The 23,702-nt window shown below is 67.1% G+C and carries 24 protein-coding genes; 8 read left to right on the top strand and 16 right to left on the bottom strand.

Translation table 11 applies throughout. From position 1 onward, the window contains the following. Nucleotides 1-124 precede the first annotated feature (124 nt). Both N5D30_RS05570 and N5D30_RS05565 read left to right on the top strand, forming a co-directional pair. Nucleotides 125-319, top strand: coding sequence for a hypothetical protein (locus N5D30_RS05570; RefSeq protein ID WP_279905866.1), 195 nt, complete (start codon nucleotides 125-127; stop codon nucleotides 317-319). A gap of 126 nt (nucleotides 320-445) precedes the next feature. Further along, a complete protein-coding gene (locus tag N5D30_RS05565) occupies nucleotides 446-1,294 on the top strand; it encodes an alpha/beta fold hydrolase (RefSeq protein ID WP_279908088.1) in 849 nt (282 codons plus the stop codon). 39 nt (nucleotides 1,295-1,333) lie between these two features. Here the strand turns inward: N5D30_RS05565 and N5D30_RS05560 are convergent, their stop codons facing one another. From N5D30_RS05560 to N5D30_RS05545, 4 genes are all read right to left on the bottom strand, one after another. Then, nucleotides 1,334-2,125: an ABC transporter ATP-binding protein gene (locus tag N5D30_RS05560; RefSeq protein ID WP_279908087.1), complete on the bottom strand. Its 792-nt coding sequence runs from the start codon at nucleotides 2,123-2,125 to the stop codon at nucleotides 1,334-1,336. Between the two features lie 10 nt (nucleotides 2,126-2,135). Continuing rightward, nucleotides 2,136-2,978, bottom strand: a complete 843-nt coding sequence (gene ntrB, locus N5D30_RS05555; RefSeq protein ID WP_279908086.1) for a nitrate ABC transporter permease — start codon at nucleotides 2,976-2,978, stop codon at nucleotides 2,136-2,138. A gap of 14 nt (nucleotides 2,979-2,992) precedes the next feature. Further along, complete coding sequence (locus tag N5D30_RS05550; RefSeq protein ID WP_279908085.1) at nucleotides 2,993-4,264, bottom strand: CmpA/NrtA family ABC transporter substrate-binding protein; 1,272 nt, start codon at nucleotides 4,262-4,264, stop codon at nucleotides 2,993-2,995. A 349-nt stretch (nucleotides 4,265-4,613) separates the two neighbouring features. Further along, the gene (locus tag N5D30_RS05545; RefSeq protein ID WP_279908084.1) at nucleotides 4,614-4,925 is read right to left on the bottom strand and encodes a transcriptional regulator; all 312 of its coding nucleotides are present in this window, start codon (nucleotides 4,923-4,925) and stop codon (nucleotides 4,614-4,616) included. Between the two features lie 122 nt (nucleotides 4,926-5,047). Between N5D30_RS05545 and N5D30_RS05540 the strand changes: the two genes are divergently transcribed. After that, on the top strand, nucleotides 5,048-5,437 hold the full coding sequence (locus N5D30_RS05540) for a hypothetical protein (RefSeq protein WP_279908083.1): 390 nt from the start codon (nucleotides 5,048-5,050) through the stop codon (nucleotides 5,435-5,437). A 169-nt stretch (nucleotides 5,438-5,606) separates the two neighbouring features. Here the strand turns inward: N5D30_RS05540 and alaC are convergent, their stop codons facing one another. From alaC to acnB, 6 genes are all read right to left on the bottom strand, one after another. Continuing rightward, nucleotides 5,607-6,860 carry an alanine transaminase gene (gene alaC / locus N5D30_RS05535; RefSeq protein WP_279908082.1) on the bottom strand — a complete coding sequence of 418 codons (1,254 nt, stop codon included), beginning with the start codon at nucleotides 6,858-6,860 and terminating at the stop codon, nucleotides 5,607-5,609. A 160-nt stretch (nucleotides 6,861-7,020) separates the two neighbouring features. Further along, nucleotides 7,021-7,599, bottom strand: a complete 579-nt coding sequence (locus N5D30_RS05530; protein ID WP_220815639.1) for an ANTAR domain-containing response regulator — start codon at nucleotides 7,597-7,599, stop codon at nucleotides 7,021-7,023. A gap of 18 nt (nucleotides 7,600-7,617) precedes the next feature. Then, nucleotides 7,618-8,832 (bottom strand): CmpA/NrtA family ABC transporter substrate-binding protein, encoded by a 1,215-nt coding sequence (locus N5D30_RS05525; RefSeq protein ID WP_279908081.1) that lies wholly within the window; start codon nucleotides 8,830-8,832, stop codon nucleotides 7,618-7,620. A gap of 169 nt (nucleotides 8,833-9,001) precedes the next feature. After that, on the bottom strand, nucleotides 9,002-9,211 hold the full coding sequence (locus N5D30_RS05520; protein WP_279908080.1) for a YgdI/YgdR family lipoprotein: 210 nt from the start codon (nucleotides 9,209-9,211) through the stop codon (nucleotides 9,002-9,004). A 79-nt stretch (nucleotides 9,212-9,290) separates the two neighbouring features. Beyond that, nucleotides 9,291-9,500, bottom strand: a complete 210-nt coding sequence (locus N5D30_RS05515) for a YgdI/YgdR family lipoprotein (protein ID WP_279905874.1) — start codon at nucleotides 9,498-9,500, stop codon at nucleotides 9,291-9,293. Nucleotides 9,501-9,989: 489 nt separating this feature from the next. After that, nucleotides 9,990-12,599 carry a bifunctional aconitate hydratase 2/2-methylisocitrate dehydratase gene (acnB, locus tag N5D30_RS05510; RefSeq protein WP_279905875.1) on the bottom strand — a complete coding sequence of 870 codons (2,610 nt, stop codon included), beginning with the start codon at nucleotides 12,597-12,599 and terminating at the stop codon, nucleotides 9,990-9,992. Nucleotides 12,600-13,047: 448 nt separating this feature from the next. Between acnB and N5D30_RS05505 the strand changes: the two genes are divergently transcribed. From N5D30_RS05505 to N5D30_RS05485, 5 genes are all read left to right on the top strand, one after another. After that, entirely contained in the window at nucleotides 13,048-13,524 is a 477-nt protein-coding gene (locus N5D30_RS05505) for a DUF1289 domain-containing protein (RefSeq protein WP_279908079.1), read from the top strand. 179 nt (nucleotides 13,525-13,703) lie between these two features. Further along, complete coding sequence (locus tag N5D30_RS05500; RefSeq protein WP_279905876.1) at nucleotides 13,704-15,113, top strand: circularly permuted type 2 ATP-grasp protein; 1,410 nt, start codon at nucleotides 13,704-13,706, stop codon at nucleotides 15,111-15,113. 2 nt (nucleotides 15,114-15,115) lie between these two features. Continuing rightward, nucleotides 15,116-16,066 (top strand): alpha-E domain-containing protein, encoded by a 951-nt coding sequence (locus N5D30_RS05495; RefSeq protein WP_220815646.1) that lies wholly within the window; start codon nucleotides 15,116-15,118, stop codon nucleotides 16,064-16,066. Next, nucleotides 16,063-16,863, top strand: coding sequence for a transglutaminase family protein (locus N5D30_RS05490; RefSeq protein ID WP_220815647.1), 801 nt, complete (start codon nucleotides 16,063-16,065; stop codon nucleotides 16,861-16,863). Before N5D30_RS05495 ends, N5D30_RS05490 begins: the two co-directional genes overlap by 4 nt. 125 nt (nucleotides 16,864-16,988) lie before the next feature. Next, nucleotides 16,989-18,233, top strand: coding sequence for an MFS transporter (locus N5D30_RS05485; RefSeq protein WP_279908078.1), 1,245 nt, complete (start codon nucleotides 16,989-16,991; stop codon nucleotides 18,231-18,233). Here N5D30_RS05485 and tauC read toward each other — a convergent pair whose 3' ends face one another. From tauC to N5D30_RS05455, 6 genes are all read right to left on the bottom strand, one after another. Then, nucleotides 18,234-19,064 (bottom strand): taurine ABC transporter permease TauC, encoded by an 831-nt coding sequence (tauC, locus tag N5D30_RS05480; RefSeq protein WP_279908076.1) that lies wholly within the window; start codon nucleotides 19,062-19,064, stop codon nucleotides 18,234-18,236. Beyond that, nucleotides 19,061-19,843: a taurine ABC transporter ATP-binding subunit gene (gene tauB, locus N5D30_RS05475; RefSeq protein ID WP_279908075.1), complete on the bottom strand. Its 783-nt coding sequence runs from the start codon at nucleotides 19,841-19,843 to the stop codon at nucleotides 19,061-19,063. The genes tauC and tauB overlap by 4 nt, the downstream gene beginning before the upstream one ends. A gap of 154 nt (nucleotides 19,844-19,997) precedes the next feature. Further along, nucleotides 19,998-20,972, bottom strand: coding sequence for a taurine ABC transporter substrate-binding protein (tauA, locus tag N5D30_RS05470; protein WP_279908074.1), 975 nt, complete (start codon nucleotides 20,970-20,972; stop codon nucleotides 19,998-20,000). A gap of 174 nt (nucleotides 20,973-21,146) precedes the next feature. Then, nucleotides 21,147-21,710: a TetR/AcrR family transcriptional regulator gene (locus N5D30_RS05465; RefSeq protein ID WP_279908073.1), complete on the bottom strand. Its 564-nt coding sequence runs from the start codon at nucleotides 21,708-21,710 to the stop codon at nucleotides 21,147-21,149. Between the two features lie 84 nt (nucleotides 21,711-21,794). Next, a complete protein-coding gene (locus N5D30_RS05460) occupies nucleotides 21,795-22,925 on the bottom strand; it encodes a thiolase family protein (RefSeq protein WP_279908072.1) in 1,131 nt (376 codons plus the stop codon). A gap of 72 nt (nucleotides 22,926-22,997) precedes the next feature. Next, nucleotides 22,998-23,537, bottom strand: a complete 540-nt coding sequence (locus N5D30_RS05455; protein WP_279908071.1) for a PaaI family thioesterase — start codon at nucleotides 23,535-23,537, stop codon at nucleotides 22,998-23,000. Nucleotides 23,538-23,702 lie beyond the last annotated feature (165 nt).

The following is a 23,702-nucleotide window of genomic DNA, read 5'->3' as shown; positions in this document are numbered from 1 at the left end:
AAGGGGCGGCCGGGCACATGCGTGCGAGGCATGCGGCCCTGCGGCCGACGGCATTCGCGCCATGCGGGGCCAGGCCGTCGCCCGGGCACGCCTGGCCATTCTCGGAACAAGGGGGGACCCATTCATGGACATCACCGTGACCGAAGCCGCCAACCACGGCTGGATCGTCAAGCTGGGCGCCTGCGACGTGCCCTTTCGCTGCCAGGGGGACGCGACCCGCTTCGTCGAGCGCCTGCAACAGCGCCTCGCGGCACCTCACCAGTTGCCCCAGCCGCATGGTCATCTTCCTGTCACACCAGAGGCGCAACATCGGGTCTGAACAGGTGCTGCTTTCCGGCTAACCTCTCCTGCCGCGATCTCCGCGGCATTTTTTGCCTGCGGAAAGGGGGAGTGGTGTTTCTAGAGTAATTGCTCTAGATTCGCCGCAGCCACGCAGGAGAAAACCATGGTCGACGCCTTGCAGTTCGCCGACGGCAAGTTCCATTGCCCCATCACCCTCTATGCCGCCGGCGCGGACGCCGGCCACACGCTGATCGTGCTGCCGGCGCTGGGCGTCACCGCGCGCAAGTACGAGCGCCTGGCCCAGGGGCTGGTCGCGGCGGGGCACAACGTGCTGGTAGCCGACTGGCCGGGCCAGGGCGAGAGCCGCCCACGGCCCGGCTGGCGCTTCGACTACGGCTACCGCCAACTGGTAGACGAGCTGCTGCCCAAGCTGCTCGACCTGGCCAAGCGGCATTTCCCCCAGGCCAAGCCGGCGCTGCTCGGCCATAGTTTGGGCGGGCACATCGCCACGCTGCATGCCGCGGCCAACCCGGACAGCCCGGTGCCGGTGGTGGGCGTGGCCTGCGGCAACATCCACTACCGCCACTGGGAGGGCCGGGGCCGGCTGCTCACGCCCAGCGTGGCGCTGCTGTTCGGGGCGATCGTCTCGGTGCTCGGCTACCTGCCGGGGCGGCGCCTCGGCTTCGGTGGCCATGAGGTCCGCTCGCTGATGCGCGACTGGGGCCGGGTGGCCTTCAGCGGCAACTACGACCACCTCGGCCTGCCCCTGGCGCCGGCGCAGCGCAACCGGGTGGACTCGCTGTATATCCAGATCGAGGGCGACCATTTCGCCCCACCGGCCTCCACCCTGGGGCTGGCCGCGCTGATCCAGCCGCAGCCGAGCATCGAACGGCTGCCCTCGCCACGGCCGCCGGAGGAGAACCCGCACAGCGCCTGGCTGAAGGCGCCGCAGAGCGTGGTCGAGCACGTCGACGCCTGGCTGCGCCGGCACGAGTCCGGCGCGGCCGGCTGAAGCCGGTGCCCATGGCGCACCCTACGGTGCGCACCGAACTCAGGCGGCAGGACGCTGCTGGCGCTGGTAGAGGAATTCCAGCACGGCGCTGCGGTACTCGTGGTAGCGCGCGTCGTGGGCCAGGGCCAGGCGGTCGCGCGGGCGCTCCAGTTCGACGCTAAGAATTTCGCCGATGGTCGCCGCCGGGCCGTTGGTCATCATCACGATGCGGTCGGACAGCAGCACCGCCTCGTCCACGTCGTGGGTCACCATCACCACCGTGCTGTGGGTCTGGCCGACGATGCGCAGCAGCTCGTCCTGCAGGTGGGCGCGGGTCAGCGCATCCAGCGCGCCGAACGGTTCGTCCATCAGCAGCACCTTGGGCTCCATGGCCAGAGCGCGGGCGATGCCGACGCGCTGCTTCATGCCGCCGGAGATTTCGCTGGGGTGCTTGTGGCTGGCGTGGCTCAGGCCGACCATCTGCAGCGCCCGGGTGGTGCGTTCCTTCAGCTCGGCCTTGCCCGCCTTGCCACCGAACACCCTTTCCACCGCCAGGTGGACGTTGCCGAAGCAGGTCATCCATGGCAGCAGGCTGTGGTTCTGGAACACCACGGCGCGTTCCGGGCCGGGACCGTCGATCTCGCGGCCGTTGCAGATCAGCCCGCCCGAGCTGGCCTCCAGCAGGCCGGCGATCAGGTTGAGCACGGTGGACTTGCCGCAGCCGGAGTGGCCGATCAGTGAGACGAACTCGCCCTTGGCAATGCTCAGGTTGACGCCTTCGAGCGCCTGGAAGCGGCCCTTCTTGGTATCGAAGTGTTTGCTGACGCCGGTCAGCTCGACGAACTTGTCCATGACGGTCTCCTTAGCTCGCATAGTCGAAGCGCTTGGCCAGCAGGAGCAGGGCCTGCTCCAGGGCCAGGCCGACCAGGCCGACGATGATGATGGCGATGAGGATGTGCTCGACGTTGAGGTTGTTCCACTCGTCCCACACCCAGAAGCCCAGGCCGGTGCCGCCGGTGAGCATCTCCGCGGCGACGATCACCAGCCAGGCCACGCCGATGGCCAGGCGGATGCCGGTCATCAGGTGTGGCAGCACCGCAGGGAACAGGATGCGCGTGAGCACCTTGAACTCCGACAGCTTGAGCACGCGGGCCACGTTCAGGTAGTCCTGCGGCACGCTGGCCACGCCGGCGGCGGTGTTGAGGATGATCGGCCAGATCGAGCTGATGAAGATCACCCAGATCGACGCCGGCCCCGCGGCCTCGAACACCAGCAGGCCGATCGGCAGCCAGGCCAGCGGCGACACCGGGCGCAGCAGGCTGATGATCGGCGAGAGCATGCCGGCGAGGAAGGCGAAGCGGCCGATGGCGAAGCCCAGCGGGATGCCGATCAGCGCCGCCAGGCCGAAGCCGACGCCGACCCGGCCAAGGGAGTGGAGGATGTTCCAGCCGATGCCCATGTCGTTGGGGCCGTTGTCGTAGAACGGGTCGGCGAACAGCGCGACGGCCGAGTGCCAGGTCGACAGCGGTCCCGGCAGGCCCTCGCTGCGAGCGGCGATCAGTGCCCAGACGCCGATGAACAGGGCGATGCCGAGCAGCGGCGGAATCACGGCCCTGGCCAGGTTGGCGAGCGCTTCGGTACCCGGGAGGCGGCGTGCGGCCACGCCGGGCGCGACCTGCAGAGGGGTTTTCAAGGGTGCGTTCATGAGTGCCTCCTGATTCAGGCCTTGATCGCGAAGGATGCGGCGTAGGCGGCGGGCTCGGAGCCGTCCCAGACCTTGCCGTCGAGCAGCGTGCTGGCGCGCAGCGTGCTGGCCGGCAATGGAATGCCGAGGGCGCTGGCTGCCTCGCCGTAGAGCTTGGTCTGGTTGATCCCGGCGGCCACGGCGGCGTAGTCCGGGTCGTCCTTGATCAGGCCCCAGCGTTTGAATTGGGTGAGGAACCACATGCCGTCGGAGTGATAGGGGAAGTTGACGCTGCCGTCCTTGCAGAAGGCCATGGCGTGCGGGTCTTCCCAGCTTTTGCCGAGGCCGTCCTCGTAGTGGCCGAGGAAGCGTTGCTCGATCACCTCGACCGGCGCGTTGACATAGGCCTTGCCGGAAATCAGCTTGGCGGTGGCCTTCTTGTTCTCCGCACTGGCCTCGATGAAGCGGCTGGCGTCGAGGATGGCCATGACCAGCGCGCGGGCGGTGTTGGGGTTCTGCTCGACGAACTCGCGGGTGCAGCCCAGCACCTTCTCCGGGTGGTCGGCCCAGATCTGCTGGGTGGTGGTGGCGGTGAAGCCGATCTTGTCGAAGATCGCCCGCGCGCCCCAGGGCTCGCCGACGCAGAAGCCGTCCATGTTGCCGACGCGCATGTTGGCGACCATCTGCGGCGGCGGCACGGTGATGGTCTTGACGTCGGTGAAGGGGTTGATGCCGTGGCTGGCCAGCCAGTAGTACAGCCACATGGCGTGGGTGCCGGTGGGGAAGGTCTGGGCGAAGGTCAGCGGCTTGCCGCCTTTCCTGATGTGCGCGGCGAGCTGCTCGCCGTTGGTCACACCGGCCTCCCTGAGCTGCTTGGAGAGGGTGATGGCCTGGCCGTTCTGGTTCAGCCCCATGAGCACGGCCATGTCCTTCTGCGGGCCGGCCACGCCGAGCTGGGTGCTGTACATCATGCCGCACAGCACGTGGGAGGCATCCAGTTCGCCGGTGCCCAGCTTGTCGCGCACGCCGGCCCAGGAGGCTTCCTTGCTCGGGGTTATGGTCAGGCCGTACTTGCCGGCGAAGCCCTGGGTGGCAGCGACCACCACCGAGGCGCAGTCGGTCAGCGGAATGAAGCCGACCTTCAGCGCCGCCTTCTCCGGGGCGTCGGAGCCGGCGGCGTAGGCGACGCTACGCAGGAAGCCGGGGGCGGACAGGCCGAGGGCGGCGATGCCGCCGATGGCGATGGACTGCTTGAGGAAATGACGGCGGTTGCTGTCGGCCGGCTTGTTCGAATCACGCTCACTCATGGGGTAAGTCCTTGCATGGGCAAATAAAAACGGCGTACGCCAGAGTTCCCGATGGGGGAGGGAACCCTGACGGACGCCGTTGTCCGTGATCCGCGGCTCACCGCCGTTGGTGTGCTGCGCTGGAATCTGCGGGGAGTTTTGCAAGCGGCTTGCCAGGTTTGCGTCGGTCGTGCCGACTTCCGTGCGGCAGAGGTCGATTCAGGCGGCTGGAGGCTTGCGAATCAGTGACTTGGCCATGAGGCGAGACCGCAAGCCTGTGTGCGCAATACGCTGGCCGGGTGAGAGGGATGCACCGTGCGGGGGCCGGGACCGCACGGGCGTGAGCGCTTTTGGTTCGGCGCGGGGCTGTTCAGATGCGCTGGCGCTGGGCTTCCTCTACGTACTCCTTGAGCCAGCGCAGCACCTCCACCGCCTCCCAGCGGCCGGGGTCGAACAGCGCGTAGGCCTGGCCCTGGTAGCCGACCACATCGATCTGCCGGTGGTAGCCGGCGCGCTGCAGCAGCGCCTCGATCTCGGCGAAGCAGGTGTTGAAATGCACTCGCTTGAACGGCGTCTTGCTGCCGGTGACCAGGCCTTCCAGGCGCAGCTCGTCCACCGTGGCGCGGATGCTCTCGAGCGGCATCTGATTCACTTTGTTCTTCAGCTGCAGTACGTCCAGCATGGTCGGTCTCCTTGGGTTCTCCGGCCGCACAAGAGTAAACGAAAAATACTGTACAAATAAACACTACTGGATAATAGTACAGCTCGACTGCCGTCGGATTCACCGGAACAGGAGCTGCCTATATGCACCACAAGCTGATGACAATTCTGCTGTTGGCGTTGCTGGCGGGCTGCGCCCAGCCCCAGTTGGAACAGCCCAAGGCCAATGGCGCCTACCTGGTGATCGAGGGGGCGGAGGCCTGGGCCGTGCTGGTGCGCGACGGCAAGCGGGTGGAGGAGGCCGGCAGGGTGCTCGACGTGGTCAGGCTGCCGGGGCAGGAATCCAGCATCTCCGCCAGCTACGTGATCGACACGCCCAACTGCGGGCGCCTGCAGTGGCTGACCGAGCGCGGTGGCGAGGAAGGCGAGGTGACCCGCCTGGCACACGGCGGCGGAGAGGCCCGGGAGCGCCCCGGCTGCACCATTGCCAGCGACCTGTCCCGGGCCTGGACGGCGTTGGACTATTCGGGCTGATGGAAAAAGGCCCCGGCGGATGCCGGGGCCTTTTTCGTTCAGCCATGTCTCGATAGCGTGTTGGTGGCGCAAGCCTGCTCTGGTTAGGGGCGGGTTATCCGTGGATTTCGCGGCCAAGGCCGCTCCCACAGGTGTGTCCCTTGAGTGACTGAAAGAGCCAACGTCGTGTTCACGCCGATTCGGGCTTGGCCTTGGTGCCTTGTCTGGGCTTGGCGTCGGGCGCCTCGATCAGGCCGTCGGCGCGGAACATCGCCTTGATGCCGCGGATGGCCTGGCGGGTGCGGTCCTGGTTCTCGATCAGGGCGAAGCGCACGTGGTCGTCGCCGTAGTCGCCGAAGCCCAGGCCCGGCGAGACGCAGACCTTGGCCTCCAGCAGCAGCTTCTTGGCGAACTCCAGCGAGCCCAGGTGGGCGTAGGGCTCGGGAATCCTGGCCCAGATGTACATGGAGGCCTTGGGCTTCTCCACCATCCAGCCGGCCTCGTGCAGGCCCTTGACCAGAATGTTGCGGCGCTCGCGGTATTGCTCGGCGATGTCGCGCACGCATTGCTGGTCGCCTTCCAGGGCGGCGATGGCCGCCACCTGCAGCGGGGTGAAGGTGCCGTAGTCGTGGTAGCTCTTGATCCGCGCCAGGGCCGCGACCAGCTCCGGGTTGCCGACCATGAAGCCGATGCGCCAGCCGGCCATGTTGTAGCTCTTGGACAGGGTGAAGAACTCCACCGCGATGTCCTTGGCGCCTTCCACCTGCATGATCGACGGAGCCTTCCAGCCGTCGTAGACGATGTCCGCGTAGGCCAGGTCGTGCACCACCAGCACGTCGTACTGCTTGGCCAGCGCCACCACCCGCTCGAAGAAGTCCAGCTCCACGCACTGGGCGGTGGGGTTGGAGGGGAAGCCGAGGATCATCATCTTCGGCTTGGGAATGGCCTCGCGGATGGCCCGCTCCAGCTCGGCGAAGAAATCCACGCCTGGCACCAGGGGCACCGAGCGGACCTGGGCGCCGGCGATCACCGCGCCGTAGATGTGAATGGGGTAGCTGGGGTTGGGCACCAGCACGGTGTCGCCGTGGTCCAGGGTGGCCAGCATCAGGTGCGCCAGGCCTTCCTTGGAGCCGATGGTGACGATGGCCTCGCTTTCCGGATCGATCTCCACGTCATAGCGGTCCTTGTACCAGCGCGAGATGGCGCGGCGCAGGCGCGGGATGCCGCGGGAGGTGGAGTAGCCGTGGGTATCTTCGCGCTGGGCGACCTGCACCAGCTTCTCGACGATGTGCGGCGGGGTGGCGCCGTCCGGATTGCCCATGCTGAAGTCGATGATGTCCTCGCCACGGCGGCGGGCGGCCATCTTCAGTTCGGCGGTTATGTTGAAGACGTAGGGGGGGAGACGATCGATGCGCGCAAAGCGGCGCTTGGCATTGTCAGCCATGCTTTCCTCGGAGTACGTAAGCGCCCGGAACCGTCCGAGCGACGCCGGCCACATGCGTGTGGCCTGGCGGCGAAGATAAGCGCCCGCGCGGGCGGCTGTCCAGTGCAGTTGGCGCGGCGATGGGCGGTACAGTGCGCCGCCCGGGCCATGCCGGGAGAGGTCACTCCCCGAGCATGTCGTGCATCGCGATGATCTGCTCGGCCACCTGGATCAGCTTCTGCTGGCGGCTCATGGCCTGGCGGCGCATCAGGGTGTAGGCCTCCTCCTCGTTGCAGCTCTTCATCTTCATCAGCAGGCCCTTGGCCAGTTCGACGCGCTTGCGCTCGGCCAGCTGGGCCTCGCGTGCCTGCAGCTGGGCGCGCAGGGCCTGGTCGCTCTCGAAGCGGGCCATGGCCACGTCGAGGATCGGCTGCAGGCGCTCGGCCTGGATGCCCTCGACGATGTAGGCGCTGACGCCGGACTGGATGGCCTGGCGCATCACCTGCGGGTCGTGCTCGTCGGTGAACATGACGATCGGCCGCGGCTGGTCCCGACTCACCAGCACCACCTGTTCCATCACGTCGCGGCCTGGCGACTCGGTGTCGATCAGCACCACGTCAGGGCGTACCGCTTCGACCCGCTCGGGCAGGTCGATGGTCAGCCCGGACTCGTCGATTACCTCGAAGCCGGCCTCGACCAGGGCGTTCTTCAGGCGGCCGACCTTCTTCGGCGTATCGTTGATCAGGAGTATGCGTAGCATCGTGCGTCTCCCGGTCCGTTACAGAGCGATGGCGGCGGCGCCGTCGGCGCGCGCGTGGATGGCGAACGAGCGGGCGTAGCCGGCGGGTTCGCTGCCGTCCCAGACGCTGCCGTCGAGCAGGGTGGAACTGCGCATCTCGCTGACCGGCACGGCGACGCCCAGCGCCTCGGCGGCGGCGCGGTAGATGTCCAGCCGGTGGATGCGACGGGCGATGCCGAGGTAGTCCGGGTCGTCCCGCAGCAGGCCCCAGCGGCGGAACTGGGTGAGGAACCACATGCCGTCGGACAGCCAGGGCATGTTCACCTCGCCGTCGGCGAAGAAGCGCAGCGGGTGTGCGTCCAGCCAGGCGTGGCCGAGGCCGTCCTCGTACTGGCCGAGGAAGCGCGGCTGGATGGCCGAGAGCGGGGCGTCGACATACTCGGCGCTGCTGATCAACTGGGCAGTGCCGCGGCGGTTTTCCTCGCTCTCGTCGATGAAGCGGCTGGCCTCCAGCACGGCCATGGTCAGCGCGCGGGCGGTGTTGGGGTACTGCTCGGCGAATTCGCGGGTCACGGCCAGTACCTTCTCCGGGTGGTCGGCCCAGATGTCCTGGCTGGTAGCCAGGGTGAAGCCCTGGTCTTCCTCCACGGCCAGGGCGCCCCACGGGCCGCCGGCGCAGAAGCCGTCGATGCGCCCGGCGCGCAGGTGGGCGACCATCTGCGAGGGCGGAACCACCACGGTGTTGACGTCTTCCAGCGGGTGGATGCCGTGGGCGGCCAGCCAGTAGTACAGCCACATGGCGTGGGTGCCGGTGGGGAAGGTCTGGGCGAAGGTGAGGCGTGCACCACCTTGGTGCACGCGCGCGGCGAGTGCCTCGGCGCTGGTCACGCCGGCCTGCTTGAGCGGCTGGGACAGGTTGAGCGCCTGGCCGTTCTGGCACAGGCCCATGAGGATGGCCATCTCGGTGGCCGCGCCGCCGAGGCCCAGGTGGATGCCGTAGACCTGGCCATAGAGGGCCTGGGCGGCGTCCAGCTCGCCGCTCAGCAGGCGGTCGCGCAGGCCGGCCCAAGAGGCCTGGCGCTGCAGGTTGAGGGTCAGCCCGTAGGGCTGGGCGAAGCCCTGGGTCGCTGCCACGATCAGCGACGCGGAGTCAGTGAGGGCCATGAAGCCCAGGTTCAGTTCGCTCTTTTCCGGGGCATCGCTGCCCGCGACCCAGGCCAGGGCGTCGCTACGGATATTGCCGCTGTCGTTCATCGAGATGTTCCGCCGTAGAGCAAAAAAAGGCGTCGCTCCGGGCCGCCGCAGGGGCGGTGGCCGGAAACGACGCCATTGTCTGGAACTGCTCCGCCGTTGGAGCGAGTCCTGCTGGACAGGCTCAAGCAAGCCATGTGCCAGCGCTACGGTTGGAACCGTGCCGCAGGGTTCAGCGTTCGATGATCTGCTTGATCTGGGTCTGCGGGATCTGCTGCTTGCGGCCCTCGGTGTCCTCGAACTCGATCATGCCGGTGTCCTCGTCCAGCTCGGGCTTGCCGTCGCTGGTGAGCATCTGGCCATCGGTGGTGAGGATGAGGTGTTCGCTAGCGCAGCCGGTGAGGGCGAGGAAGAACAGCAGGGTGGCTATCCGGTGCTTCATGAGGTGCTCCTGGGTGGTGGGATTCACCTCAAGTATTTCCGCGCCGCTGCGTTTGGCAAGGCGGCGCGGCAATACGTCCTTAGCGTTCGATGATCTGCTTCACCGAAGTCTGCGGAATCTGCTGCTCGTTGCCCTCGGCGTCCTCGTAGGTGATCAGGCCGGTGTCCTCGTCGATCTTCGGCTTGTCCTGAGCACTGAGCATCTGGCCGTCGGTGGTGGCGATGATGTAGTCGGTGGAGCAGCCGGCGAGGCCGATCGCGCAGAGCAGGGCGAGAATCCAGGGTTTCATGGTGAACTCCTTATGAATGGGGCGCCCGCGAGGGGCTTCAGAGCTTCGGACCACGGCTCTCCCGGTTTCGCTCCATAAAAATATGCGGGCCGGTCCGGCTCCAAAGAAGGCTATGTCCCCGTTAGATGTTGTAGTGCCCTGACCCCTGTTGGATCCCCGCCTACGCGGGGATGACGAGGTAGGGGTGGAGTTGCTTCTGAAACCGTCATTCCCGCGCAGGCGGGAATCCAGGGACAGGCAGCTGCAGCATTCAGATAAAGAGAGGCTTGACCGCGTAGTACGTAACGTGGACATGGCTGAGAGAAGGCTCTGTCCGCGTGAGTTGTTGCACACCTTGTGGGAGCGGATTTATCCGCGAATTTCGCGGCCAATCGGAAGGTCGCCCAGCCGCTTCCACGAAAGCAGGATTGCGCCACCAACACGTCATGCGGACATAGCACAAAAAAGAAAGCCCCGCATGAGCGGGGCTTTCTGTTCACCGGGTGAGGCTTAGGCTTGAACGACCGGGATCTTGGCGTTCGCGGCCGCTTCCTTGTACTCGGCGATCTGGTCGAAGCTCAGGTAGCGATAGATGTCGGCAGCCATGCTGTCGATGTTCTTCGCGTACTCCATGTACTCCTCGACGGTCGGCAGCTTGCCGATGATCGAGGCGACCGCCGCCAGTTCGGCGGAGGCCAGGTACACGTTGGTCGCGTCGCCCAGACGGTTGGGGAAGTTACGGGTGGAGGTGGAGACCACGGTGGAACCGGTCTGCACGCGTGCCTGGTTGCCCATGCACAGGGAGCAGCCCGGCATTTCCATGCGGGCGCCGGCCTTGCCGTAGATGCCGTAGTAGCCTTCCTCGGTCAGCTGGTGCTGGTCCATCTTGGTCGGCGGGGCCAACCACAGACGGGTCGGAATGCCGCCCTTGACCTTGTCCAGCAGCTTGCCGGCGGCGCGGAAGTGGCCGATGTTGGTCATGCAGGAACCGATGAAGACTTCGTCGATCTTCTCGCCGGCCACGGTGGACAGCAGGCGGGCGTCGTCCGGGTCGTTCGGCGCGCACAGGACCGGCTCCTTCACGTCGGCCAGATCGATCTCGATCACGGCGGCGTATTCGGCGTCGGCATCGGCGGCCAGCAGTTGCGGGTTGGCCAGCCAGGCTTCCATGGCCTGGGCGCGACGCTCCAGGGTGCGGGCATCGCCGTAGCCTTCGCCGATCATCCAGCGCAGCATGGTGATGTTCGACTTCAGGTACTCGGCGATGGCGCTTTCCGGCAGCTTGATGGTGCAACCGGCGGCGGAGCGCTCGGCGGAGGCGTCGGACAGCTCGAACGCCTGCTCGACGGTCAGCTCGTCCAGACCTTCGATCTCGAGGATGCGGCCGGAGAAGATGTTCTTCTTGCCCTTCTTCTCGACGGTCAGCAGACCGGCCTGGATGGCGTAGTAGGGGATGGCATGGACCAGGTCACGCAGGGTGATGCCCGGTTGCAGCTTGCCCTTGAAGCGCACCAGAACGGATTCCGGCATGTCCAGCGGCATCACGCCGGTGGCGGCGGCGAAGGCCACCAGGCCGGAACCGGCCGGGAAGGAGATACCCATCGGGAAGCGGGTGTGCGAGTCGCCACCGGTGCCGACGGTGTCAGGCAGCAGCATGCGGTTCAGCCAGCTGTGGATGATGCCGTCGCCCGGACGCAGGGACACGCCGCTGCGGTTCATGATGAAGTCCGGCAGGGTGTGGTGGGTGGTGACGTCGATCGGCTTCGGATAGGCGGCGGTGTGGCAGAAGGACTGCATCACCAGGTCGGCGGAGAAGCCCAGGCAGGCCAGGTCCTTCAGCTCGTCGCGGGTCATCGGGCCGGTGGTGTCCTGGGAACCGACGGTGGTCATCTTCGGCTCGCAGTAGGTGCCCGGGCGCACGCCCTGGCCTTCCTGCAGGCCGCAGGCGCGACCGACCATCTTCTGCGCCAGGGTGAAGCCCTTGCCGCTGTCGGCCGGGGCGACCGGCTTCTTGAACAGGGTGGACGGGGCCAGGCCCAGCTCGGCGCGGGCCTTCTCGGTCAGGCCACGGCCGACGATCAGCGGGATACGGCCGCCGGCGCGGACTTCGTCCAGCAGCACGTCGGTCTTCAGCTGGAAGCTGGTGACCAGCTCGTCGCTGCCGTGGCGGCGCACTTCGCCCTTGTACGGGTAGACGTCGATGGCGTCGCCCATGGCCAGGTTGGTGCAGTCGAATTCGATCGGCAGGGCGCCGGCGTCTTCCATGGTGTTGTAGAAGATCGGGGCGATCTTGGTGCCGAAGCAGAAACCACCGGCGCGCTTGTTCGGCACGTAGGGGATGTCATCGCCGAAGAACCACAGTACCGAGTTGGTGGCGGACTTGCGGGAGGAACCGGTACCGACCACGTCACCGACGTAGGCGACCGGGAAGCCCTTGGCCTTCAGCGCTTCCATCTGCTTGATCGGGCCGACGGAGCCCGGCTGGTCCGGGTTGATGCCGTCACGGGCCATCTTCAGCATGGCCAGGGCGTGCAGCGGGATGTCCGGGCGGGACCAGGCGTCCGGCGCCGGCGACAGGTCGTCGGTGTTGGTTTCGCCGGTGACCTTGAACACGGTCAGGGTGACTTTTTCCGGAACGGCGGGGCGGTTGACGAACCACTCGCCATCTGCCCAGGACTGCATCACGGCCTTGGCGTTGGCGTTGCCGGCCTTGGCGCGCTCGGCCACGTCGTGGAAGGCGTCGAACATCAGCAGGGTGTGCTTCAGCTGCTCGGCGGCGACTTCGGCCAGCTCGGCGCTGTCCAGCAGTTCGACCAGGGTGGCGATGTTGTAGCCGCCCTGCATGGTGCCCAGCAGTTCGACGGCGCGTTGCTTGCTGATCAGCGGGGAGCTGGCTTCGCCCTTGGCCACGGCGGACAGGAAGCCGGCCTTGACGTAGGCGGCTTCGTCCACGCCCGGCGGAACACGGTTGGTGATCAGATCAACGAGGAAGGCTTCTTCGCCGGCCGGCGGGTTCTTCAGCAGCTCGACCAGGCCTGCGGTTTGCTCGGCGTTCAGCGGCTGGGGAACGATCCCTTGGGCGGCACGCTCTTCTACGTGTTTGCGATAGGCTTCAAGCACAGTTATTACCCTCATCAGTGGTCGCGGCGGCCCGCAACGCTTATCCAGAAAACCGCCACGCATCGCGCCGCTGCGCTTTTTGGGCGCACTGGCCGGTGAGTCGACGGCTTCAACAAGAAGCTGTTTTCAAAGTTTTACGCCGCAGGACGCGAGAGGGGATGAGGGCGGCGCAGGTTTCGGCGAACCTGCGCCAGACGCGTTCCTGGCGGATCGACTGTGCTCGTGACGCTTTGAAAACAGCTTCCGACGGACATCGGTGCCTAAAAAGGCGGTGCAATTCTACTGGAACGGGCGGCCAAAGTTAAGCGAAACGCCGATCCAATCGGGGTTTTAGACTACCTGTCATCGTCTGGCTGGCAAGTCGACGAAGGTCTGGTCGGTCATGATGACCCTGCCGGGGGTAGCCGCTATCATGGGGCGCCTGTTTCACAGCGCCGTCCTGCCCCGCATGTCCAACCAACGAATCAAGACGCCCTGCGTCGGCCTCTGCTCCACCGTCTACGGCGACCTGGTGTGCCGCGGCTGCAAGCGCTTCCATCACGAGGTGGTGAACTGGAACGCCTACAACGACGACGAGAAGCGCGCCGTGTGGAAGCGCCTCGAGGTGCTGCTGGTGCAGGTGATGCAGGGCAAGGTGGAGATCTTCGACCCGTCGCTGCTGCGCGCGCAGCTGGAGCAGCGCCAGGTGCGCTTCGTGCCCGAGCAGTCCGAATACTGCTGGGCCTACCAGTTGATCGCCCGCGCCTCGCGCCTGATCAGCCGGCTGGAGGCCTACGGCCTGGTGCTGCTGCCCGAGTTCCGCGACTGGGAGCTGCCGGCCCTGCGCGAGGCCATCGACCGCGAATTCTTCCTGCTCTCCGAGGCGCACTACGAGTGCTACATCGCGCCGCGCTTCCTGCGCGAAGGCATGGAAGTGCGCGTCTGAGCGAAGGCTTCGCCGCGCTGCCATGCCATGGGGCGGCCTGCCGCGCCTGGGGCGCAAAATCGCTCCATTTTGGTGCGCAGCGCTTCGCTTGGATTAGCAACTCGTTGATCTGAAAGCATAATTTTTCATGGCACGGGCCTTGCGATGGCACTCCCTGTCCGGGTGACAAGGAGTACGGCATGGCCCGCACCTTCTACGATGAGATGTACGACGCGAGTGGCACGGTCCGCCCGCACTACCGGGAATTCGCCCGCTGGCTGGCGGACACCCCCGACGAGCTCCTGGCCCAGCGCCGGCGGGAAGCCGACCTGCTGTTCCACCGCGCAGGCATCACCTTCACGCTCTACGGCGACGAGCAGGGCACCGAGCGTCTGATCCCCTTCGACACCATTCCGCGCAGCATCCCCGCCAGCGAATGGCGCATCGTCGAGGCTGGCTGCATCCAGCGGGTCAAGGCGCTGAATATGTTCCTCGCCGACCTCTACCACGAGCAGCGCATCCTCAAGGCCGGCATCGTCCCGGCCGAGCAGGTGCTGGCCAACGAGGGCTACCAGCTGGCCATGCAGGGCCTCGACCTGCACCGCGACCTCTACGCCCACATCGCCGGCGTCGATCTGGTGCGCGACGGCGACGGCAGCTTTTACGTGCTGGAGGACAACCTGCGCACGCCCAGCGGCGTCAGCTACATGCTGGAAGACCGCAAGATGATGATGCGCCTGTTCCCCGAGCTGTTCTCGATGCAGCGGGTGGCGCCCATCGACCACTACCCGAGTCTGCTGCTGGACACCCTGAAAAGCTCCAGCCCGATCGACAACCCCAGCGTGGTGGTGCTCACCCCGGGGCGCTTCAACAGCGCCTACTTCGAGCACGCCTTCCTCGCCCGCGAGATGGGTGTGGAGCTGGTGGAGGGCGCCGACCTGTTCGTCCGCGACGACAAGGTGTTCATGCGCACCACCGCCGGCCCGCAGCCGGTGGACGTGATCTACCGGCGCCTGGACGACGCCTTCCTCGACCCGCTGGCCTTCAACCCGGACTCCATGCTCGGCGTGCCCGGCCTGCTGGCCGCCTACCGCAGCGGCAACGTGGTGCTGGCCAACGCGGTCGGCACCGGGGTGGCGGACGACAAGTCGATCTATCCCTACGTCGGCGAAATGATCCGCTTCTACCTGGACGAGGAGCCGATCCTCAAGAACGTGCCCACCTGGCAGTGCCGCAAGCCCGAGGAACTGTCCCACGTGCTGGCCAACCTCTCCGAACTGGTGGTCAAGGAAACCCAGGGCTCCGGCGGCTACGGCATGCTGGTCGGCCCGGCCGCCACCCAGGCCGAGATCGAGGCCTTCCGCGAACGCCTCAAGGCCCGGCCCGAGGCCTACATCGCCCAGCCGACGCTGTGCCTGTCGACCTGCCCGACCTTCGTCGAGAGCGGCGTCGCCCCGCGCCACATCGACCTGCGCCCGTTCGTCCTGTCAGGCCGCGAGACCCGCCTGGTGCCCGGCGGCCTGACCCGCGTGGCCCTGCGCGAGGGCTCGCTGGTGGTCAACTCGTCCCAGGGCGGCGGCACCAAGGACACCTGGGTGGTGGAGGACTGACCATGCTGAGCAGAACCGCCTCCGACCTCTACTGGATGTCGCGCTACCTGGAGCGCGCCGAGAACCTCGCGCGCATGCTCGACGTCAGCTACTCGCTGTCGCTGATGCCCCAGGACGGCCGTGGCGACGGCCTCGACGAACTGGCCCTGCCGCTGCTGATCACCGGCACCCTGGACGACTACCTGGAGCGCCACGGCCAGCTGCACGCCGAGCGCATGCTGCACTTCTTCGCCCTCGACGCGGACAACCCGGCGAGTATCTACTGCTGCCTGCAGGGCGCGCGCAGCAACGCCCACGCCGTGCGCGGGCGGATCACCGCTGACATGTGGGAGAACATCAACGCCACCTGGCTGGAGATGCGCGGCATCGCCGCCGAGGGCCTGGGCCGCTACGGCATCAGCCGCTTCTGCGAGTGGGTCAAGGAGCGTTCCCACCTGTTCCGCGGCGCCACCTTCGGCACCATCATGCGTGGCGAGGCCTACCGCTTCATCCGCCTGGGCACCTTCATCGAGCGCGCCGACAACACCCTGCGCCTGCTCGACGCCCGCTACGAGATGCTCGGCGAGGCCGCCGACGAAGTCAGCGACACCTCGGCCCGCGGCTACTACGAGTGGAGCGCGCTGCTGCGTGCGCTGTCCTCCTTCGAGGCCTTCACCGAGATCTACCGCGGCTCGCCGCGCACTCACAAGATCGCCGAACTGCTGCTGCTGCGCCCCGAAGTGCCGCGTTCCCTGCGCGCCTGCATGGAGGAACTCAACCTGATGCTCGCCGGCCTGCCTGGCGAGAACGGTCGCCCGGCCCAGCGCCTGGCCGCCGAGCTGGACGCGCGCCTGCGCTACACCAGCGTCGGCGAGGTTCTCGACGAGGGCCTGCACACCTGGCTCACCGATTTCATCCTGCTCGTCCGTCAGTTGGGCAGCGCCATCCACACGTCCTATCTGGAGGTCGTATGAGACTCTCGATCCGCCACGACACCACCTACAACTACGACGACCAGGTGCGCGCAAGCATCCAGTACCTGCGCCTGACCCCGCAGGAGAGCGCCCGCCAGCGGGTGATCAGCTGGCAGCTCGACCTGCCGCGCCCGGTACGCGCCCAGCGCGACCCCTACGGCAACATCCTCCACGTGCTGACCCTGGACGAGCCCCACGAGGCCCTGGTGATCGGCGCCCGTGGCCAGGTGGAGATCGATGAGCGTTGCGAATCCGAGCGTGACGCCCGCTCGGCCCTGCCGTACCTGCGCAGCACGCGCCTGACCCAGGCCGACGATGCCCTGCGTGAATTCGCCCAGGCCAGCAGCGCCGGGCGCCGCGACCGCGACGGCCTGGTCGACCTGATGCACGGCCTGCACCAGCAGATGCCCTACAAGCCGGGCGCCACCCGGGTGGACAGCACCGCCGCCGAAGCCTTCGCCGGCCGCGCCGGGGTCTGCCAGGACCACACCCACGCCTTCCTGGCCTGCGCTCGCAGCCTGGGCGTGCCCTCGCGCTACGTCTCCGGCTACCTGTATACCGAGGACAGCGAGCACCTGGCCAGCCACGCCTGGGCCGAGGCCTGGCTGGGCGACGCCTGGTACAGCTTCGACGTGACCAACCAGCTGTCCCGGCCGGAGCGCCACCTCAAGCTGGCGGTGGGGCTGGACTACCTGGACGCCTGCCCGGTGCGCGGCATGCGTCGTGGCGGCGGTGGCGAGCAGATGCACGCGCGGGTGAACGTGGCCTCGCTGATGCAGGTGCAGCAGCAACAGTGACGTGGGGCCGCCGCTGAGCGCGGCGGAATTCCGGGACGGCCCGACGGCGGGTCCCGAAGTTGTTTGCCCGGACAGCTTTCGATCCAGTAGATTGTTTTGTTTCGAATTCTGTCCGGAACCTCCCCTTGTCCGCCGAAACATCCGTCTACCGCCAGCCGGGCTTCCTGCCTTTTCTCACCAGCCGCGTGCTGGCCATGTTCGCCGTGCAGATCCTGGCGGTGGTGGTGGCCTGGCAGGTCTACGACCTGACCCGCGACCCCATGAGCCTGGCCTATGTCGGCCTGGCCCAGTTCATCCCGATGCTGCTCCTGCTGCTGCCGGCCGGGGACCTGATCGACCGTTTCGACCGCAAGTGGATTCTCGGCCTGAGTTGGGCGGTGGAAGCTGTCTGTGCCGGGGTGCTGCTGTGGCTGTCCGTGGTGCACGGGCCGATCCAGGCGTTCTACAGTGTGCTGGTGGCCTACGGTTGCGCCCGCGCCTTCACCGGGCCGGCGCTGTCCAGCCTGCTGCCGCAGATCGTGCCGCGCGAGCGGCTGGCGGCGGCCATCGCGGCCAACAGCATGATCGTGCGCGCCTCGACCATCTCCGGCCCGGTGCTGGGCGGCGGCCTCTATGCCCTGGGCGGCGGCGAGCTGACCTATGCCGTGTGCCTGGCGTTCTTCGCCGCCGGCGTGCTGATGCTGTCCATGGTCAAGGTGCGCTACCGGGAAGAGGCCAAGCCGCTGGAGGCGACCGCCTGGAAGCGCTTCACGGCGGGCATCCACTTCATCCGTTCGCGGCCGATCATCCTCGGCACCATCTCCCTGGACCTGTTCGCGGTCCTGCTCGGCGGGGTGGTGGCGCTGTTGCCGATGTACGCCCAGGAAGTGCTGGACGTGGGGCCGACCGGCCTCGGCATCCTGCGCAGTGCCATGGCCATCGGTGAAGTGCTGGTCGGCTTCTACCTCAGCCTGCGGCCGTTCAACCGCCACGTGGGCATGAGCATGTTCGTCGCGGTGGCGGTGTTCGGCGTGGCCAACCTGGTGTTTTCGCTGTCCAGCCTGTTCTGGCTGTCGTTCGCCGCGCTGATGGTGGCTGGCGGCGCGGACATGGTGAGCATGTACATTCGCTCCTCGCTGATCCAGTTCTCCACCCCGGACTCCATGCGCGGCCGGGTCAACGCCGTGAACATGCTGTTCATCGGTTCTTCCAACGAACTCGGCGAGTTCCGCGCCGGCAGCAGCGCTGCCTGGTTCGGCGTGGTGCCGGCGGCGGTGCTGGGCAGCCTGTGCACCCTCGGCGTGGTGGGCGGCTGGATGTGGGGCTTCCGCAGCCTGCGCCGGGTCGACCGCTTCGAGGATGCGGCACCCGATGCCAGGCCCCGGGGCTGATCAGGCCTGGCCGTGCCAGGGCACCAGCCGGCGCTGCAGGGCACGCAGGCCCAACTCCAGGGCGAAGGCGATGATGGCGATCAGCAGGATGCCGAGGATCACCACGTCGGTGACCAGGAACTGCGCCGCCGACTGGACCATGAAGCCGAGGCCGCGCTGGGCGGCGATCAGCTCGGCGGCCACCAGGGTCGACCAGCCCACGCCGAGGCCGATACGCACGCCGGTGAGGATGTCCGCCAGGGCGCTGGGCAGGATCACGTGGCGCACCAGCTGGGCCGGGGTCGCACCGAGGGCCTGGGCCGCCCTGATCTTGGCCGGGTCGACGCTGCGCACGCCGGTGGACGTGGCGATGACGATGGGCGCGAAGATCGCCAGGTAGATCAGCAGCACCTTGGACAGCTCGCCGATGCCGCACCAGATGACGATCAGCGGCAGGTAGGCGAGCGGCGGGATCGGCCGGTAGAACTCGATCAGCGGATCGACCAGGCCCCGCACCACGCGGCTGCGGCCGATGGCGATGCCCAGCGGGATGGCGGTGAGCACCGCGGCCAGCAGGGCCAGGCCGATGCGCCCGAGGCTCGCGCCCAGGTGCTGCCACAGGCTGGCGTCCAGGTAGCCTTCGGTGACCAGCTTCCAACCGCGCGCCAGAACTGTCTGCGGGCTGGGCAGGAACAGCGGCTCGATCAGCCCGGCGGCGGTCACCGCCCACCAGGTCCAGAGCAGGCTGCCGGTGCTCAGCAGGCCGAGGGCCAGCAGGCTCAGCCGGCGTGGCGCGCGCGCCGCCTTCTGCTCGGCCTCGCTCTTGGCGTAGACCAACTCGTAGCTGCTCATGCGCGCCTCCTCTGGCGTTCGGCGAAGACCTGGGCGAGCACGTGCTCGCGGGTGGCGATGAAATGCGGGTCGGACTTGATGGCGCGGGCGCTCTCGCCGGCGGCATAGCGCTTGCCGAAGTCCAGGCTCAGGCGCTCGGCGATGCGCCCGGGGTTGGGCGCCAGCAGCACCAGATCGGTGGCGAGGAACACCGCTTCCTCGATGTCGTGGGTGATCAGCAGCACCGGCTTGGCGGTGCGCCGCCAGACCTGCAGCAGCAGCTCCTGCATCTGTTCGCGGGTGAAGGCGTCCAGTGCGCCGAACGGCTCGTCCATCAGCAGCAGGCGCGGTTCGGCGGCCAGGGCGCGGGCCAGGCCGACGCGCTGTTTCTGCCCGCCGGACAGTTCCCAGATGCGGCGCTGCTCGAAGCCAGCCAGGTCGACCAGGGCCAGCAGCTCGCGGGCACGTGCCTCGCGTTCGGCGCGCGGCACGCCGGCCAGGCGCAGGCCGAAGGCGACGTTGTCCTGCACGTTCTGCCAGGGCAGCAGGGCATCGTCCTGGAACACCACGCCGCGCTCGGCGGAAGGACCGGTGACGGGTACGCCGTCGAGGCTGATGTGGCCGCTGCTGGGCGCGGTGAAGCCGGCGATCAGGTTGAGCAGGCTGGTCTTGCCGCTGCCGGAGGGGCCCAGGGCCACCAGCAACTGGTCCGGGCCGAGGGTCAGGGAGATGTCGTGCAGTACCGGTTCGGCCGCGCCGGGGTACTGTGCGCCGATGCGTTCCAGTTCGAGTAGGGCCATGTCGTGTTTCCCTATGGTGGGTGCATCCGGCGACGGCGTCCCTGCCGCCGCCGAACCTCGCCCGCAGGCGAGGGCCCGATGCTCAGTTGTAGACTGTTCGCGGTTTCGCCCGCCCTGCGCGAAGTAGGGCGGGTGAAACCCGCGACAACAGTCTTCAGTTGGTGACGTACTGGTTGCTGACGTAGGGCGCGTAGTCCGGCAGCACGGCGTCGACCTTGCCCTGTTCCTTGAGGAACGTGGCGGTGTCGGTGATGGCCCGAGTGGTCGGCGCGCCGAGGGCGTTGGCCTGGTCGGCGGCCAGGGGGAACACGTTGCCCTGCAGCAGCGGGATGTCCTCGGCCTTGGCGCCGGACAGCTTCACCACCTTGGCGATGTTGTCCTTGTCGGCCAGCCAGGCCTGCGGGTCCTTGCGGTAGTCGGCGTAGGCGTCGAGGGTGACCTTGGCGAAGGCGCGGACCACTTCCGGGTGCTTCTCGGCGAAATCCTTGCGCACGATCCAGGCGTCGAAGGTCGGTGCGCCCAGTTCGCCCAGCTCGCCGGAGGTGATCAGCACCTTGCCGTTCTCCTTGGCCACGCCCAGGGCCGGGTCCCAGACGTAGGTGGCGTCGATGTCGCCGCGCTTCCAGGCGGAGATGATCGCCGGCGGCGCCAGGTTGAGGATCTGCACCTTGGCCGGGTCGATGTTCCAGTGCTTGAGCGCGGCCAGCAGGCTGTAGTGGCCGGTGGAGACGAAGGGCACGGCGATCTTCTTGCCGACCAGGTCCTCGGGCTTGCCGATGCCGCTACCTTCGCGGGCGACCAGGGCCTCGGCTGCGCCGATCTGGGTGGCGATCAGGAAGGTCTGCACCGGCAGCTGGCGGGTGGCGGCGGCGGCCAGTGGGCTGGAGCCGACGTAGCCGATCTGCACGTCGCCGGAGGCCACGGCGGTGATCACTTCCGCACCGCCGTCGAATTTGCGCCAGTCGATCTCGGATTTGCTGGCCTTTTCATAGGCGCCGTCGGCCTGGGCGACCTTGGCCGGGTCGACGGTGGTCTGGTAGGCGACGGTGAAGTCGGCGGCCTGCGCGGTCAGGCCCAGGCTGGAAATCGTCAGCACCGCCAGCAGGCGGCGGGCGAAGGGGATGCTCATGGAATGCTCCTCGTACGGGCCGCGCACCGTTCCACGAGGAAGGTCGGCCACAGGACAGATGTCGTTGTTCTTCGAGAGTCCGGTGGTCCGGTGGAGCAAAGCTAATTGATAAAAATGGAATAGATAAATATTTTTTTAGACTATTTTTATATCAATAAGCGGTGAGCGAAACGCTCAGTCCTGTTCGGTCTGTTCCAGCAGTATCTGCCGCGTCGAGCGCAGCAGCCGCTCGGCCAGCTCCGGGTCGGCAATGCTGCGCGACAGTACCAGGGCGCCGACCATGGTCGAGAGGATGAAGGCGCTCCGCGCCTCCGCGTCCTCGCCCGGGAAACTGGCGGCGATCGACGCCAGGCGGTCGCGCACGATCTCGTCGGTGATCGGACTGGGCTGCCCGCGCTGGCCCAGCTCGGCGGACATGGTGGGCAACGGGCAGCCGCTGCCCGGTGACTTGCAGTGGGCGGAGGATAGGTAGCGCCGGATCAGGCCTTGCAGGGGATTGGGTTCCTCGGCGAGATTCTCGAGGCCCTCCTTGAGCTGGTCGGCGCTCCGCTGCAGGGCCTGCTCGATCAGATCGTCCTTGGACTTGAAGTGCGCGTAGAAGCCGCCGTGGGTCAGGCCCAGCGCCTTCATCAGTGGCTGCAGGCCGGTCGCCAGCACGCCGTCGCGGCGAAAGCGCAGGGCGGCCTCGTCGACGATGCGTTGGTGGGTCTTGGCTTTGTGATCTTCCGAATAGCGCATGAGGATCGGTCCCGAGCGAAGAAATGCCAGCTGTCATGTTAACCCGTGCGGGCGCGCTGGCGAGTCGCGCCCGCATTCCCTCCTTTATATGGCTTCGAGCAGGGTGGCCACGCCCTGGCCGCCGGCGATGCACTGGGTGGCGATGGCGTAGCGGCCACCGGTGCGCTTGAGCAACGCGGCGGCTTTGCCGGTGATGCGTGCGCCGGTAGCGCCCAGTGGATGGCCCAGGGCGAGGGCGCCGCCATCCAGGTTGACCCGGGCCATGTCCAGGCCCAGCTCGTTCACGCAGGCGATGGACTGGCTGGCGAAGGCTTCGTTGATTTCCACCAGATCAATGTCGGCGATGCTCAGGCCGGCCCGTTGCAACACCTTGCGGGTCGCAACCACCGGCCCCATGCCCATGATCTCCGGCGCGCAGCCGCCGACGGCGACGGCCTTGATGCGCGCGAGCATCTCCAGACCATGGTTGCGGGCGAACGCCTCGGTGCATACCAGCACGGCGGCGGCGCCATCGGTCAACGGGGAGGAGGTGGCGGCGGTGACGCTGCCGCCGAACGCCGGCTTGAGCTGGGCGAGCGCCTCCGGGTTGGTGCCGGGGCGGATGCAACCGTCCTCGGTGATCACGCCGTCCGGTGTCTCGATGGCCAGGAGCTCGTCGCCGAAATGGCCGAGTTCCCGTGCGCGCACTGCCTTGGCGTGGGACTCGACGGCCATGGCTTCCTGCTCCTCGCGGCTGATCGAGTAGCGCCTGGCCACTTCCTCGGCGGTATGCCCCATGGCCATGTAGACCTGCGGGAAGGTGCTCATCAGGGTTGGGTTGGGCGAAATGTTGAAGCCGCCCATGGGCACGCGGGTCATCGACTCCACTCCGGCGCAGAGGAAGGCCTCGCCGGCGCCGAGCAGAATCTGTCCTGCGGCGAAGTGCACGGCGGTCATGGATGAGCCGCAGAAGCGGTTCACCGTGGCGCCGCCCAGAGTTTCGGGAAAGCCCGCGCGGAAGCTGGCGATGCGGGCGATGTTCATGCCCTGCTCGGCCTCGGGGTAGGCGCAGCCCATGATCACGTCCTCCAATTGGCTGGGATCGAGGTCGAGCCTGTTGACCAGGCCCTTCAATACCTGGGCGGCCAGGTCGTCGGGGCGCAGATTGATCAATCCGCCTTTCTTGGCGAAGTGGAATGGGGAGCGGGCGTAGCCGGCGATCACGATGGAGGTCATGAGGCGAGTCCTCTTGAGGATGGAGTGTTTTTGGATTACGGTTGACATTCAATCTGGGCTGTCGAAACGGGCTCAGCGGCGCAGTCCGAGCACCATGCAGGTCGTCGAGCCTACCGCGTACAGTCGGTCATCCACATCGTAGAGCCGGCCTTCGGCCAGAGCGGTGGAGCGGCCTACGTGAACCACCTTGCCCTCTGCGCGCAAGGGGCCGGTATCGGCGGTGATGGCGCGCACGTAGCTGACGCGCAGGTCCATGGTGGTGTAGCCCTGGCCCGGCTGCAGGCAGGTATGCACGGCGCAGCCCATGCAGGAGTCGAGTAGCGTGGCCGCATAGCCGCCATGCACACTGCCGAGCGGGTTGTAGTGCCGGGTGTCCGGCGTGCCTTGGAAGAGGAAGCGGCCGGGCTCCCATTCCAGTGGGATGAAGTCGACCAGATGCCCGAATGGCGGGCAGGGCAGATCGCCGTTGCCGATGCGTTCGAAGAAGTCGTGCGCGCTCAGCTCGCCGACCTCCTTCAGAGACAAGGTGCCGGGTTCGCCGAGCCTGGCGCGGGCTGCGCGCTCGGCCTCCTGCCAGATGGCGAGGGTCTGTTCGCGGGTCAGTGCTTGCATGGGAAAGCTCCTTTGGAGTGATTGGAATTACGGCCGTAATTCAATATTTCATATTATGGTTGAAATATAAATAGGAGAGAGATGAGCGTCCCCTGCCCATGGGGTCGGAGCGCTTATCGGATATGGGCTATATAAAGAAGGAAATCGGTCCCACGAAAATCTTTG

It is taken from the genome of Pseudomonas sp. GD03875, from assembly GCF_029840585.1.
GTDB lineage: Bacteria > Pseudomonadota > Gammaproteobacteria > Pseudomonadales > Pseudomonadaceae > Aquipseudomonas > Aquipseudomonas paralcaligenes.
This window is presented reverse-complemented; position numbering and strand designations above follow the sequence as displayed.

Excerpts from the sequence above, each read along its gene's own strand:
- N5D30_RS05570 (WP_279905866.1), top strand. The coding sequence starts at position 125 with ATGGACATCACCGTGACCGAAGCCGCCAACCACGGCTGGATCGTCAAG.
- N5D30_RS05565 (WP_279908088.1), top strand. The coding sequence starts at position 446 with ATGGTCGACGCCTTGCAGTTCGCCGACGGCAAGTTCCATTGCCCCATC.
- N5D30_RS05560 (WP_279908087.1), bottom strand. The coding sequence starts at position 2,125 with ATGGACAAGTTCGTCGAGCTGACCGGCGTCAGCAAACACTTCGATACC.
- ntrB (WP_279908086.1), bottom strand. The coding sequence starts at position 2,978 with ATGAACGCACCCTTGAAAACCCCTCTGCAGGTCGCGCCCGGCGTGGCC.
- N5D30_RS05550 (WP_279908085.1), bottom strand. The coding sequence starts at position 4,264 with ATGAGTGAGCGTGATTCGAACAAGCCGGCCGACAGCAACCGCCGTCAT.
- N5D30_RS05545 (WP_279908084.1), bottom strand. The coding sequence starts at position 4,925 with ATGCTGGACGTACTGCAGCTGAAGAACAAAGTGAATCAGATGCCGCTC.
- N5D30_RS05540 (WP_279908083.1), top strand. The coding sequence starts at position 5,048 with ATGCACCACAAGCTGATGACAATTCTGCTGTTGGCGTTGCTGGCGGGC.
- alaC (WP_279908082.1), bottom strand. The coding sequence starts at position 6,860 with ATGGCTGACAATGCCAAGCGCCGCTTTGCGCGCATCGATCGTCTCCCC.
- N5D30_RS05530 (WP_220815639.1), bottom strand. The coding sequence starts at position 7,599 with ATGCTACGCATACTCCTGATCAACGATACGCCGAAGAAGGTCGGCCGC.
- N5D30_RS05525 (WP_279908081.1), bottom strand. The coding sequence starts at position 8,832 with ATGAACGACAGCGGCAATATCCGTAGCGACGCCCTGGCCTGGGTCGCG.
- N5D30_RS05520 (WP_279908080.1), bottom strand. The coding sequence starts at position 9,211 with ATGAAGCACCGGATAGCCACCCTGCTGTTCTTCCTCGCCCTCACCGGC.
- N5D30_RS05515 (WP_279905874.1), bottom strand. The coding sequence starts at position 9,500 with ATGAAACCCTGGATTCTCGCCCTGCTCTGCGCGATCGGCCTCGCCGGC.
- N5D30_RS05505 (WP_279908079.1), top strand. The coding sequence starts at position 13,048 with ATGTCCAACCAACGAATCAAGACGCCCTGCGTCGGCCTCTGCTCCACC.
- N5D30_RS05500 (WP_279905876.1), top strand. The coding sequence starts at position 13,704 with ATGGCCCGCACCTTCTACGATGAGATGTACGACGCGAGTGGCACGGTC.
- N5D30_RS05495 (WP_220815646.1), top strand. The coding sequence starts at position 15,116 with ATGCTGAGCAGAACCGCCTCCGACCTCTACTGGATGTCGCGCTACCTG.
- N5D30_RS05490 (WP_220815647.1), top strand. The coding sequence starts at position 16,063 with ATGAGACTCTCGATCCGCCACGACACCACCTACAACTACGACGACCAG.
- tauC (WP_279908076.1), bottom strand. The coding sequence starts at position 19,064 with ATGAGCAGCTACGAGTTGGTCTACGCCAAGAGCGAGGCCGAGCAGAAG.
- tauB (WP_279908075.1), bottom strand. The coding sequence starts at position 19,843 with ATGGCCCTACTCGAACTGGAACGCATCGGCGCACAGTACCCCGGCGCG.
- tauA (WP_279908074.1), bottom strand. The coding sequence starts at position 20,972 with ATGAGCATCCCCTTCGCCCGCCGCCTGCTGGCGGTGCTGACGATTTCC.
- N5D30_RS05465 (WP_279908073.1), bottom strand. The coding sequence starts at position 21,710 with ATGCGCTATTCGGAAGATCACAAAGCCAAGACCCACCAACGCATCGTC.
- N5D30_RS05460 (WP_279908072.1), bottom strand. The coding sequence starts at position 22,925 with ATGACCTCCATCGTGATCGCCGGCTACGCCCGCTCCCCATTCCACTTC.
- N5D30_RS05455 (WP_279908071.1), bottom strand. The coding sequence starts at position 23,537 with ATGCAAGCACTGACCCGCGAACAGACCCTCGCCATCTGGCAGGAGGCC.